The 12,063-nt window shown below is 63.4% G+C and carries 12 protein-coding genes; 9 read left to right on the top strand and 3 right to left on the bottom strand.

Going from position 1 to position 12,063, the window contains the following annotated elements; translation table 11 throughout:
- On the top strand, nt 1–237 hold a 237-nt coding region (locus tag V2I08_RS10160; RefSeq protein WP_349634997.1), incomplete at its 5' end, for a transposase.
- Nucleotides 238–442: 205 nt separating this feature from the next.
- On the opposite strand, the gene V2I08_RS10155 is transcribed toward V2I08_RS10160, so the two are convergent.
- Entirely contained in the window at nt 443–1,237 is a 795-nt protein-coding gene (locus V2I08_RS10155; protein WP_349634996.1) for a hypothetical protein, read from the bottom strand.
- Between the two features lie 127 nt (nt 1,238–1,364).
- Between V2I08_RS10155 and V2I08_RS10150 the strand changes: the two genes are divergently transcribed.
- From V2I08_RS10150 to V2I08_RS10125, 6 genes are read left to right on the top strand one after another with little or no spacing between them, the layout of a single operon-like run.
- Entirely contained in the window at nt 1,365–2,057 is a 693-nt protein-coding gene (locus tag V2I08_RS10150) for a DUF4129 domain-containing protein (protein ID WP_349634995.1), read from the top strand.
- Nucleotides 2,054–3,295: a hypothetical protein gene (locus V2I08_RS10145; RefSeq protein WP_349634994.1), complete on the top strand. Its 1,242-nt coding sequence runs from the start codon at nt 2,054–2,056 to the stop codon at nt 3,293–3,295. Before V2I08_RS10150 ends, V2I08_RS10145 begins: the two co-directional genes overlap by 4 nt.
- Nucleotides 3,292–4,248, top strand: a complete 957-nt coding sequence (locus V2I08_RS10140) for a MoxR family ATPase (RefSeq protein WP_349634993.1) — start codon at nt 3,292–3,294, stop codon at nt 4,246–4,248. The genes V2I08_RS10145 and V2I08_RS10140 overlap by 4 nt, the downstream gene beginning before the upstream one ends.
- Nucleotides 4,249–4,252: 4 nt before the next feature.
- Complete coding sequence (locus V2I08_RS10135; RefSeq protein WP_349634992.1) at nt 4,253–5,563, top strand: DUF58 domain-containing protein; 1,311 nt, start codon at nt 4,253–4,255, stop codon at nt 5,561–5,563.
- A complete protein-coding gene (locus V2I08_RS10130; RefSeq protein ID WP_349634991.1) occupies nt 5,560–6,591 on the top strand; it encodes a stage II sporulation protein M in 1,032 nt (343 codons plus the stop codon). Before V2I08_RS10135 ends, V2I08_RS10130 begins: the two co-directional genes overlap by 4 nt.
- Nucleotides 6,575–7,462, top strand: a complete 888-nt coding sequence (locus V2I08_RS10125) for an RDD family protein (RefSeq protein WP_349634990.1) — start codon at nt 6,575–6,577, stop codon at nt 7,460–7,462. The genes V2I08_RS10130 and V2I08_RS10125 overlap by 17 nt, the downstream gene beginning before the upstream one ends.
- 223 nt (nt 7,463–7,685) lie before the next feature.
- Here V2I08_RS10125 and V2I08_RS10120 read toward each other — a convergent pair whose 3' ends face one another.
- Together V2I08_RS10120 and V2I08_RS10115 are read right to left on the bottom strand one after the other, a co-directional pair.
- Nucleotides 7,686–8,174, bottom strand: coding sequence for a hypothetical protein (locus tag V2I08_RS10120; protein ID WP_349634989.1), 489 nt, complete (start codon nt 8,172–8,174; stop codon nt 7,686–7,688).
- Between the two features lie 32 nt (nt 8,175–8,206).
- Entirely contained in the window at nt 8,207–8,998 is a 792-nt protein-coding gene (locus tag V2I08_RS10115; protein ID WP_349634988.1) for a DUF4198 domain-containing protein, read from the bottom strand.
- A gap of 123 nt (nt 8,999–9,121) precedes the next feature.
- On the opposite strand from V2I08_RS10115, the gene V2I08_RS10110 reads away from it, so the two are divergent.
- On the top strand, nt 9,122–11,224 hold the full coding sequence (locus V2I08_RS10110) for a TonB-dependent receptor domain-containing protein (RefSeq protein ID WP_349634987.1): 2,103 nt from the start codon (nt 9,122–9,124) through the stop codon (nt 11,222–11,224).
- Between the two features lie 4 nt (nt 11,225–11,228).
- A complete protein-coding gene (locus tag V2I08_RS10105; protein WP_349634986.1) occupies nt 11,229–11,996 on the top strand; it encodes an energy transducer TonB in 768 nt (255 codons plus the stop codon).
- Nucleotides 11,997–12,063 lie beyond the last annotated feature (67 nt).

Here is a 12,063-nt window from a genome sequence, read left to right as displayed (position 1 = left end):
AGCAACGACATCATCGCCGAACTCAACGAGCGTGGTGCCAAAATCGTCATCTCGCAGCACCCGCGACGCGCCATTCCGATCCCGCTTGATGCCGAGATGTACAAATGGCGGCACCTCATCGAAAACTTCTTCTGCAAATTTAAGGAGTTCAAACGCATCGCCATGCGCGCCTGCAAAACCGACCAAAGCTTCGAAGCCATGATCTACCTCGCCGCCGCTGTCATCAACTCACGATGAATCCCCACAAGCCTTAATCAATGAGTCCTGACTCTAACCCAGACGCCAAACTGTCCGGGAACGCGCAAACAGTCTCGCTGGCGCATCACAAAAATGGTAAGGACCTCATCGGCGCAAAATCGCGACCTTAAACAAGCTTTGAAAGTTGCCGCGAAATAACGGGCACGGACCAAGCGTGAGGGGCGTCCCCGTCTCTAAGTGGAATTTATGCGAAGATGTCGGCTAGGTCGTACGATTGGGGGCCGTCTTTCCAGTTGCGCAGCGCGGCGTAGAGGCTGGCCTGCGCCGTGCTCCAGAAGGCAATAATCAGCGTATTGGTGATAGCCGTCGATATCAGATAGAGCGGCGATAGCGCCAATGTGTCGGCCGTTGCTGCAGATAGCATACCGCCCGTCGCCATGATGATGCCCAGTACTATGGCCAGCAGCGTTACCAGAACCAACAGCAGCAATTGCAGCCCCAAAATCTTCCAGCGCGCGCCTTTGGTCAGATATCGGCTGCGTGCAAAGGCGGAAAATATGCCATTTTTCTCTGCTACCAGAGCGGGCGTGGCGACCGACCACATGATGTAAAGCATGATACCCGGCACGACGAGCAGGATGAATCCCGCCATGATCCCCAGAATCAGCAACAGGGTAAGGCCGATCAGCGGCACCGCCATCGTCAGGCCGGTGCCCAGGCATTCGGCGAAGCTGGCGCGCCGCTCTTCGGCATAAGCCAGGGTTGCGCGGACGAGCGCGCCCTGCACCAGCATGGACAGCAACAGGAAGATGACGAAGGAGGCAATTGACACGGCAACGGCACCGACCGTGCTGGTGCGGTCTGTCACCGTTAGCGTGGCCCCGATGAAATAGGTGTAGAGCGATTGCGGCACGGCACCCAGCAGGAAAGCTATGCCGAAGGTCGCGATCGGATTATCACCCAATGTACCGAACGCGCGGCTCAACACCGCCCCGATGGAAAAGGATTGCTCTTCTCTCGAACCTGCCCGCGTCGCCATTGTGATATCCCCCGATTGATGGACTTGTTGCCAATGCTGTCTCATCCGACAGACTTTGTCACCCTTTGAATAGCTTGCACCGCCGCGACGAGGCGTTAGGGTCCGGCGTGACGGGGGTAATCTGGGCATGGCCGCACCAGCAGTGAAGGCGGACGATCAACTTGCCGCAGCGCATCGTGCGTTGCGGGCGGAGGGGGACGTGCAGTTTGACCTGCTGCCCGTGCCGGCACGGCAGCCGCCTCCGGCCTGGTTGAAGGCGCTGGGCGAATGGCTGGAGCAGGCCTTGGCGCCGGTCGGCCGCTTCCTGCGCTGGATCAGCAGTTTTATGCCTGACGCGCCCTATGCCCGCATCTTCCTGTGGACTATGATCGCGGCGCTGCTGCTGTTCCTTTTGTGGATGGCGGTCGATCGCATCCGGCACGGGGTCTGGCGACTGCCGCGCCTGCGTCGCCGCGCGGTGGCCGTTCCTGTCGCGGCTGACGAAGACTGGACCCCCGATGCCGCACCGGCGCGCGCCTGGCTGGAGGAAGCCGACGCGCTGGCCGCGCAGGGGCGCTATGCGGAAGCTGTGCATCACCTGCTTTTGCGCAGCGTCGAGGATCTGTCTCGCCGCCGTCCGCAGATCGTCCGCCCGGCGCTTACCAGTCGCGATCTCGCTACTGTGCAGGGCGTTCCCGCTGCGCCGCGCCGCCTGTTCGCAGAGATTGCCGCAGCCGTGGAACGCAGCCTATTTGGCCGCCGCCCGATCGCGGCTGTCGAATGGGACCGCTGCCGCCGTGCATATGCCGATTTCGCGCAAAGCCGGACCTGGACGGCATGAGCGACGTTGCATTTGGCCGCCCGGCGAACGACGCCACGCTGTTTCGTGGGCGCCCCGTCGCGTTGATGCTGGCGATCGGCATTGCAGGCTTTGCGGCGATGCTGGTGCTGGGTGCCTATGCGCCGGATCTGCGGTCGGGTCGCAATGGTGGCGGACATGCCTTGTCCAATGCGGTGACGGGCTATGCGGGACTGGTCGCTTTGGCCGAGGCGACCGGGCGGCAGCCGCGCATCGTGCGCAGCGCGCGCGATTTCGACACCGAAGATCTGCTGGTCGTCACGCCGGAAAACAGCGGCATCAACGTCGGCGAGGCGCTGACCCAGCGGACCAGTCGGCCCACCCTGTTCATTTTGCCCAAATGGCGCACCGTTCGAGATGAAGACCATGAGGGGTGGGCGCGTTATCAAGGCATATTGCCGCTGTCCGAACCGATCGGCGTCCTCTCGCCGGGCGTACGCTTCACCATGCGCCACTATCGCAGCGGCGGCGGGGTACTGACGGCGCAAGGCGTGCCGGGTCGGTTTTGGAAACCGCGTCCGATACAGGTCATCACCGGCATTGATCGCGACAATGAAGAGCAGGACGATCGCTGGCGCAAGCTCACGCCCCTGCTGACGGATGGCAAAGGCGGCATCGTGCTGGGCCATGTCGGCGAGGGACCGCTCTATGTGCTGGCAGACCCCGACCTGCTCAACAATCGCGGGATGAAGGATGTGACCCAGGCGCGCGCGGCGCTGGCCTTGCTCGACTGGATGAACAGCACCGGGGCCGAAGGCATCGCCTTCGATGTCTCGCTGAACGGGCTTGGCCATTCGCGCAGCCCGCTTAAATTGCTGTTCGAGCCACCTTTCCTGGCGATGACGCTGACCATTTTGGCGGCGCTGCTGCTGGCGGGCATTCATGCCTTTGGTCGCTTCGGCCCGCCGCGTCCCCGGACGCGCGCGGTCGCTTTGGGCAAGGCGGCGCTGGTCGACAATAGTGCGCTGCTGATCCGCAAGGCGGGCCGCGAGGCGCGGCTGGGCGGTCGCTATGCCGCGGCCATTCGCGATCGGGCGGCGCGCGCCTTCGGCGTGCCTGCGCGGCTGCGCGACGGCGCGCTCGATCAGCATCTTGATAGTTTGAAGGGGCAGCGCCGCTTCACCGACCTGGCGCAGGCGGTGCAAGCGGCCAGCGACCGACATAGCCTGCTCGAAGCCGCGCAGGCGCTGCATGATTGGCAGGGGGAGAAAGCCAAGTGAATGTGACCGAAGTTCAGGCGCTGGGCCAGGCGATCCGCCAGGAAGTGGCGCGCGCCGTGGTGGGGCAGGAGGCGACGGTCGACCTCATGCTCGTGGCGCTGTTTTCAGGCGGGCATATCCTGCTCGAAGGCCCGCCAGGCACCGCCAAGACGCTAATCGCGCATAGTTTTGCGCGTGCGCTCGGCCTCGATTTCGGGCGCATCCAATTCACCCCCGACCTGATGCCCGGTGACATCGTCGGTGCCAATCTCTTCAATTTCCAGACCAGCCAGTTCACGTTGACGCGGGGACCGGTCTTCACCGAATTGCTGCTGGCCGACGAAATCAACCGCACCCCGCCCAAGACGCAGGCGGCGTTGCTGGAAGCGATGCAGGAACGCACCGTTACCATTGATGGGGACAGCCTGCCACTGAGCGACCGCTTCATGGTGGTGGCGACGCAAAATCCGATCGAGCAGCAAGGCGTCTATCCCTTGCCTGAGGCGCAACTCGACCGCTTCCTGTTCAAGCAGAGCGTGGATTATCCAAGCGCGACGGAGGAACGGCGCATCATCGCCACCCACGGCGCGCGGACCCATGCGATGACGCCGCAGGAATGGGGCGTCGTGCCCGTCGCCGATGCCGCGCGCATCGGCGAAGCCATCGGCGTCGTCAATCAGGTGCTGCTGGTCGAAGAAGTGGTGGATTATATTCTCGGCCTCATTCGCGGCACGCGCGATGTGGCCGATCTGGAAAGCGGTGCGTCTCCACGCGCTGGCGCTATGCTGGCCGGGGCCGCGCGCGCCCGCGCGGCGCTTGATGGGCGGGACTTCGTCATCCCCGACGATGTCAAAGCCCTTGCCCCGGCCTTGCTGCGCCACCGCCTGATCCTGTCGCCTGCCGCCGAAATCGACGGTCGCCGCATCGAGGATGTCGTGACCGGCATCATCGAGACGATCGAGGCACCGCGCTGACCCGATGATCTATCCGACCCGCACCGCGATCTGGACGGCGGCGGCCGGCGCACCTGTGACTTTGCTGGTTGCGCTGATGGTGCCGGGCCGCTGGTATGCTGCATTGGCGTGGCCGATCGCGGTGCTGCTGGCGACGCTGGCCGACGCGCTGCAGGGCGCACGGTCGGCACAGGCGCAATTGACACTCGATTTGCCAAGAACCGCCAGCGTCGGCGCGACCGTGGACGGCAGGGCAAGCGTGACCATCCCCGGTGCCGCGCCTGTCCGCGCGCAACTGCTGTTAGGAAGCGGGCCGCTTTTGGAACAGGAGGAGGACGGCCTGTGGGTCGAGTTGGCCGACGGGCGGGGCGTGGCCGCCATCCCGTTGCGCGCGGCGCGACGCGGCACCGCGCGGATCGCCCGCGCCTGGCTTCGCTGGCGCGGGCCGCTGGGTCTGGTCTGGAAGCAGCACAGCCTGCCGCTCGATGCGACCATGCCGATCCTGCCCGACATCCGCCCGGTACACGAACGTGGGGCGCAGATATTTCAGCGGCATGCGCTTCAAGGTCTGATGGCGCAAATCGATCGTGGCGACGGCGCGGATTTCGACGTGCTGGTCGAATTCCATGCCGGCATGGACCGGCGGGCCATCGACTGGAAGCAGTCGGCTCGCCACAGCAAGCTGCATGCGAAGGAGTTTCGGTCCGAACGCAACAACCAGATCGTCTTCGCCATCGACGCTGGTCGACAGATGAGCGAGCCGGTCGCGGGGCTCAGTCGACTCGACCGGGTTGTCTCGGCCATGTTGCTGACTGGCTGGGTCGCGCTCAAGCTGGGGGATCGTGTCGCGCTCCACGCCTTCGATTCGCGCCCGCGCATCGCCAGCGGAATGGTGTCGGGCGCGGCGGCGTTCAGCGAGTTGCAACGGCTTGCCGCGCAGATCGATTATAGCGGCGAGGAAACCAACTATACCCATGCGCTGACCAATTTGGCGACCCGGCTGACGCGCCGGTCGATGATCATCCTGTTCACGGAATTTACCGATCTCACCTCTGCCGAGTTCCTCGTCCGCGCGGCTGGGCGGCTGGTGGAAAGGCATTTGCTGCTGGTCGTGGTGCTGCGCGACGAGGAACTGGAATCGATCCTCGACCGCCGCCCGCAAAGCGCCGACGATGTCACGCGCGCGGTCACCGCTGCTGCGCTGCTCAAGGATCGGTTGATCGTGCTGACTCGCCTGCGTCACCTCGGCGCCCATGTCATCGAAGCCGAACATGACCGCGTCGCCGACCGGCTGGTGCAGGGCTATGTCGATCTAAAGCGGAGGAACCTGCTGTGAGCGCCTTGGTCGAAGGCGCAGCCGCGCCGCTGGTCAATGCCAGCCGCTTCCGCGCTGCGCATGAGGCGGAGTGGGAGCGGCTCGATCAGCTTATCATCCGCATGGAAAAGCGATCCGTCCGGGCCTTGTCTGAGGATGATATTCTCGCTCTGCCGCTACTCTACCGCTCGGCGCTGTCGTCTCTGTCGGTCGCGCGCGAAACCTCGCTCGACCGCGCGCTGGTCACCTATCTCGAACAATTATGCACCCGCGCCTATTTTCAGTTATACGGCGTGCCCGATACGGCGCTGCGCCAACTTGGTCGCTTTCTGGCCGTAGATTGGCCACTCGGAGTCCAGGCTTTGTGGCGCGAAACCCTGGCCTGTTTGATCTTCACTATCGCGGGCGTCACCGCAGGCTGGTGGCTGGTCGCCAGCGATCCGAGCTGGTATTACAGCATCATTCCCGATGCGATGTCGGGCGGGCGCGACCCGTCGGCCAGCACCGAAGCGCTGCGTGCCACCATCTATGGGCCGCAGGAGGGGAGTGGCCTCGCCACCTTTGCCGCCTATCTCTTCACCCATAACAGCCAAGTCGCCATCTTCGCCTTCGCGCTCGGCTTCGCCTTTACCGTGCCGACCGTGCTGCTGCTCCTCTATAACGGCCTCACTCTAGGCGCGATGCTCTGCCTGTTCGCCCAGAAGGGACTGGGCCTCAATTTCCTCGGCTGGCTCACCATCCATGGTTCGACCGAGATGTTCGCCATCATCCTGGCCGGTGCGGCGGGGATGAAGATCGGGACCGCCATCGCTTTTCCCGGCCGCGAGGAGCGTGTCGAGGCCGCGGTGCGGGCAGGACGTCGCGCTGCAATTGTCATGGCCGGGGTCGTGCTTATGTTGCTGGTCGCGGGTATGCTTGAAGGGATAGGACGGCAAACGGTCCAGTCCGACCCGATGCGCTATGGCATCGGCCTGGCCATGCTGGCCGGGTGGCTGGCCTATTATTATCTGCCGCGTCGGCGAGAGGGTCGCGATGCGCTGGTGGCGTAACCGCAAGCCCCGCGCGCCGCGGTCGCTGCGGCGCAGCTTCGTCACGCCTGAGGGCGTGGACCTGCGCCTGGAACTGGCGAGCGCAGGGACACGCGCGTCCGCCTTCATCCTCGACATGCTGATCTTGCTTCTCAGCCTGATTTTGGCGACCACTGCGATCGCCCTGCTCGGCCTTACCGGGGGAAGCGGCGAAGTCGTCCAGATACTCTGGTTGATCGGTGCCTTCGTCCTGCGCAACGGCTGGTTCATCCTGTTCGAAATGGGCGGACGCGGCGCGACACCGGGCAAGCGGATGCTGGGGTTGCGAGTTGTCGCGCGCGATGGCGGGCGATTGACCGGCGGGGCGGTGATCGCCCGCAACGCGCTGCGCGAGATAGAGGTGTTCCTGCCGCTGTCCTTCCTTGGGATGCAGGCGGCGCAGGACGCAGCCGACGGTTTCCTCACGCTGTTCGCGCTGAGTTGGACAGGCATTTTCCTTTTCTTCCCTCTCTTCAACCGAGACCGGCTGCGTGTCGGCGACCTGTTGGCGGGCACCTGGGTCGTCCTCAATGTCCGCGCCGCATTGGGCACGGATCTTGTCGCGGCGCGCGCCGCGCAGCCATGCCGCGTCTTCAGCGACGCCGCGCTCGACCTGTATGGCATCTATGAATTGCAGACGTTGGAGACGGTTTTGCGCAGCGGGCGGGATGACGCGATCGCTACCGTAGCGGCGACCATCCGGCGCAAGGCGGGGCTGGCGGACGAAGGGGACGATGAAGGCTTCCTGTCGGATTATTATGCCGCACTCTGCGCTCGGCTGGAGCGCGGCATGCTTGTCGGTCGCCGCCGCGAGGATAAGCATGCGGCCTTTGGACGACATCGCATGACATAAGCTGTTTGCAGCTAGTGAATGTCACTCTGCAGAAATTACGACCCGTGCGCCTGATTGCTGCGGCACCCGATGGTCAGAATATGGGCCAGCATAAGGATAAGACCATCGTCCCAGGCCTGCCTCGCAATTTGCCGCCGAGCATGCCGACTGGATCGCGGGCACCGAACCGCAGCATCCAGTCGTATTGACTTGCAGCGTCAAAGTGGATCAGGCTTGAGGGTGTTTATTGATCGGTCCGCTCGCGCGCGGCAAGCTGGCGCGCAGCGGTGGCGGCTGCGTCGGCCGCAGTCACGATTCCGTCCTTGTCATTATCCTGCTCGGCAAAGGCGCGGGCACCCGATGCGTCATATTCGGTCTGGGTCATCTTTCCGTCCTTATCCTTGTCCAGTACAGCGAAGCGGACATGGGTTTGACGAATTTGGCGTTGCCGTTCCTCCGCCTTTTTTTCCTCGCTGCGCTCCGATCTGGCGAGTTGCTGCTCCAGCCGGGCACGATATTCCGCGACATATTCGGCTTCCGAAACCCAGCCGTCGCCATTGGTGTCGGTCGCCCTGAATCGGGTCAGCCGCCCCGCATCAAATTCGGCGCGGGTGACCTGTCCGTCCTTGTCGGCGTCATAGTCGCGGATGAAGGCGGACCCTTCATGCGGGGCAGCGGCGGCGCTTCCGGTCATGGCGAGCAGGGCAGCGACGAGGGGAATCTGGATTTTCATACTATCTCCGATGAAAAGGTAGGACGGGGCGATCAGGCCGCGTCGAAGGTCAGGGTATAGGTGTAGCTGCGATAGGGTGTTTCGGACCCGGCCGGGGCTGCGCCACGATGGCGTACAAGGATGAGATAGGTGCCCGCATCCTGCGGCGTCAGGGTGAAGCGACCATCGGCACCGCTTTTGATTTGCGCGACGACCTTGCGCCCGTCATAAAGACCAGCGCTGCGGAACAGGCTGATGTCCGCCTGGGGAAGTGGCTTCCCCTCGAACAATAAGGCGAAGCTGGCGGCTGACCCGGCGACGATAGCGTTGGGATGGGTGATCGCCTGGATTTCCAGCGCCCGGCCCAAGGGTTTGAGCGTCGTGTCAGTGGGTTGGCCGCGCGTCACATAGGCTTCGGCGAGGGTCATACTCTGCACATCCACCTGCTCGACATTGGCGGGCGGCGTGCCGCCTTCGCCGCGCATCGTCCAGCTATCGCCCTGCCGGAACATCTTGCCTTTGCGCCCGGCGCGCTGGCCGCTTGTCACCCGGTAGGTGCCGTCGGCGGGAATGGCCGCTTCAAAGACGGTGAGGTCGCGCAGATGCGTGACGGGGCCGGTCGGTACTTCCCGGCCATCGGGCGCGACCAGATGAAATGGCGCGTCGCGCATGGCGACTTCGGGCAGGAAAGCGTCCTCGGCAAAGGCCGCCTGCACAGTGACATGGTCGCCCTTGTCGCCCAGGTCGAACGTGGTTGGTAGCACATAGGGCATATGGGCTTGCGCCATGGTGGTGCTGAACAATGTCAACGCCAGCGCGGCAGAATGGAATCGCGATATCTTCATAAATCCCCCTTTCTGATGATCCATTATATCTAATGAGACTCACTTGCAATATCATTAATTGTTGCTAGGCGTTAACTCGATCGGGCGAGTGAACGCCCGCCTTACTGCCGAAGGGGGCCGCATATGATGTTGAAGACCAAAGTGAAGCTGGCATTGGGGACCGCGCTGATCATCGCGCCGACCCATGCATGGGCGCAGGACGTCACCGCCGATGCGCCGGAAACGACCCGCATGACTCTCGACCGGATGGTCATATCCGCAGGCACGGAAAAGGTCGCGATCGACACGCCGCAAGCAGTCAGCACGCTCGATCAGGAGGATATCGACCAGATGCAGGCAACGACGATCGGCGACCTGCTGGAGGCCATGCCGGGCGTCAATGTCCAGGGCGGCGTCGGCCAATTGGGTCAGGGCTTCAATATTCGCGGCCTCGGCACGGCGATCGGCGACAGCGACAATCGCATCCTGCTGACCGTCGATGGCGTGACCAAATTCTACGAACAATATCGCATGGGCGCGCTGTTCAGCGAGCCGGAACTCTACAAGCGGGTGGAAGTGCTGCGCGGCCCCGCCTCTTCGACGCTCTATGGCGCGGGCGCGCTGGCGGGCGTCATCAATTTCACGACCAAGGATGCGTCGGATTTCCTTGCCGAAGGCGATCCTCTGGCGGTGCGGCTGAAGGCCGCAACCGAAACCAATGCGCAGGCTCATACCCTGTCGGGAATTGTCGCGGTGCAGCCGGTCGAAGGGGTCGAACTGTTGGGCAGCTATAATTACCGGCGCAGCGACGATTATAAGAGCGGCAATGGCGAAACGGTAGCGGCCTCCGCCACCCTGTCCGACAGTTGGCTGGTGAAGGGCCGCGTGGCGATCGGCGGCAACAAGAAACATGCGATCTGGGCCAGCTATCAGGACTGGATCAGCGATGCGCCGCAAGTCTATGATCAGATATCCGCATCAACGGGCGGGGCGCTGATGCGGCGGCGCGTCCACGACAAGACAGCCGTGCTGGGCTATGTCAACGACTTCGACGGCAGCAAGATCTTCAATGTCGAAGCCCAGGTCGCCTATTCGCTGTCAAAGGTGCATCAGACCGAGACCAGCTTCCTTGGTCCGCTCGCCTATTCCGATTTTTCCTATGAAAGCTGGCAGGCCAAGATCCAGAATAGCAGCGAGTTCGCCATGGGCGGCGACTGGACGACCTTCCTGATCCTGGGCGGCCAGTGGAGTACACAGGAACGGCGTAACCCGCGCGTGGCGTTCGACGGCACGGTCACGCCGGGCGCGGGCACCCATCCCGAAGGCAGTATGGACCGCTATGGCCTGTTCGGGCAGTTGGAGATCGTCTGGTCCGACAAGCTGACCATCATGCCAGGTGTCCGGGTGGACTGGAACGACCTGAAACCCGGTGCAACGGTCATTGGTGGCACGACGCTGACCGAGCGCGTCAAGGATAGCGGCATTTCGCCCAAGCTGGCGGCGCTCTATAACATCACCCCCTGGATCGGCCTGTTTGGATCGGTAGCGCGCACCGTGCGCATGCCCAACATCGATGAAGTGTTTACGCGGACGGCAACCCCAGCACCCCTGGGGCGTCCCGCCAACCCTGATTTGCGCCCGGAGAAATCGGACAATATCGAGGCGGGCTTCACCCTGTCCTTCGACGGCATAATGAGCGCGAAGGACCGTTTCCGGGCAAAGACCACGCTGTTCCGCAATGACGTCAAGGATTTGATTATCCAGGGGGCGGCAACATCGGGAACCCCCTATTTCCAGAATATCGGCCGGTCGCGCTTCAAGGGTATCGAGGTGGAAGCGGAATATGGTCTGGGTGGTTTCTTCGCCCGCGCCAATGCGTCCTTTGTCGATGGCAAGGACCAATTGACGGATAATTATCTCAACACGATTCCGGCCAACGACTATCGGTTGACGTTGGGCTATGTCGATGCCGCTACCGGCCTGTCGGTTGGCTGGACCGGCGAGTTTGCCGAACGGCAGGACAAGGTGACGACGGGTGCCTTTTCATCGGCCGGGTCGGGCCTGCCGACGCCTGGCTATAGCGTCCATAATCTCTTCTTCGCTTTCCGGCCGCAGGGCGGCGCGGCGAAGGGCTTCGAGTTCCGCATCGCGGTGGATAATGTCTTCGACAAACAATATCGCCGCCATCTCTCCGCGCTTGCAGCGGAGGGGCAGAGCTTCAAGTTCACCGTGGCCAACATGTTCTGACACCATGGCGCAGGCGGCATATTCCTTTCGCATCGGTGGACCGGCGGCGGCTTCGCTGCTGATCAACGGGCTGCTGATTGCGGTACTGCTTAACCTTGGCATGGGTCATGTCGAGCCGCGCAGGGAATCGCCGGCGCTGACGGTCCTGTCTCTTGCGCTGCCCAAGGGAACCGAGCAGGGCGCGACGGAGGCGGATATGGCGGCACCGTCCGCGCCCGCCCCTGTGCCAATGCCGCCTGCCGATCCGCTGCCCGTGCCGTCGTCATTGCCAGACATTCCTGTCGCGCAGCCGACCGTGGCCGTGCCATCGCGCCTGTCCCTCCCCATGCCGGTACAGCGACAGGCGATATCCACTGCCGGGGGTGCCCCGGCCGCGATCCCGCCTGCTGATGCAGCAATGGCCCAAGCCGCCTCTCCACCCGCTCTCTCTTCGGGACGGCGCGGCGCTGCTGATGGCCTTGATGTCAAAGCGCCTCCCGGCACCAGTCGCAGCTATGCTGCGAGGGTGCGCTCCTGGCTCTATGCCCATAAAATATATCCGCGCCGTGCCCGGATGCGACGGGAGGAGGGGCAGGTGCAGGTCCGCTTCGTGCTTGATCGCGCCGGCATGTTGCTGGAAGGGGCCGTGGTCCAGGGATCGGGCAATATCATACTGGACGAGGAGGCCGAAGCCATGTTGCGTCGTGCCTCACCCTACCCCCGTGTGCCCGCCGAACTGCCCGGCGAGCGCATTGAGTTTACAGCGCCCATCATCTTCACCCTGCCGACATGATATCGACCCACATTCATCGCTGCCTGCATGCTGCCGCCCATGGCGGTACATCTCAGGCATCTATGTA

Origin of the sequence: Sphingobium sp. MK2 (assembly GCF_040170545.1) — a bacterium.
Classification (GTDB): domain Bacteria; phylum Pseudomonadota; class Alphaproteobacteria; order Sphingomonadales; family Sphingomonadaceae; genus Sphingobium.
The sequence above is the reverse complement of the archived record's forward strand: the minus strand, read 5'-3'. Positions and strand labels throughout refer to the sequence as shown.

Excerpts from the sequence above, each read along its gene's own strand:
- V2I08_RS10135 (WP_349634992.1), top strand. The coding sequence starts at position 4,253 with ATGATCTATCCGACCCGCACCGCGATCTGGACGGCGGCGGCCGGCGCA.
- V2I08_RS10120 (WP_349634989.1), bottom strand. The coding sequence starts at position 8,174 with ATGAAAATCCAGATTCCCCTCGTCGCTGCCCTGCTCGCCATGACCGGA.
- V2I08_RS10115 (WP_349634988.1), bottom strand. The coding sequence starts at position 8,998 with ATGAAGATATCGCGATTCCATTCTGCCGCGCTGGCGTTGACATTGTTC.
- V2I08_RS10150 (WP_349634995.1), top strand. The coding sequence starts at position 1,365 with ATGGCCGCACCAGCAGTGAAGGCGGACGATCAACTTGCCGCAGCGCAT.
- V2I08_RS10145 (WP_349634994.1), top strand. The coding sequence starts at position 2,054 with ATGAGCGACGTTGCATTTGGCCGCCCGGCGAACGACGCCACGCTGTTT.
- V2I08_RS10105 (WP_349634986.1), top strand. The coding sequence starts at position 11,229 with ATGGCGCAGGCGGCATATTCCTTTCGCATCGGTGGACCGGCGGCGGCT.
- V2I08_RS10110 (WP_349634987.1), top strand. The coding sequence starts at position 9,122 with ATGATGTTGAAGACCAAAGTGAAGCTGGCATTGGGGACCGCGCTGATC.
- V2I08_RS10155 (WP_349634996.1), bottom strand. The coding sequence starts at position 1,237 with ATGGCGACGCGGGCAGGTTCGAGAGAAGAGCAATCCTTTTCCATCGGG.
- V2I08_RS10125 (WP_349634990.1), top strand. The coding sequence starts at position 6,575 with ATGCGCTGGTGGCGTAACCGCAAGCCCCGCGCGCCGCGGTCGCTGCGG.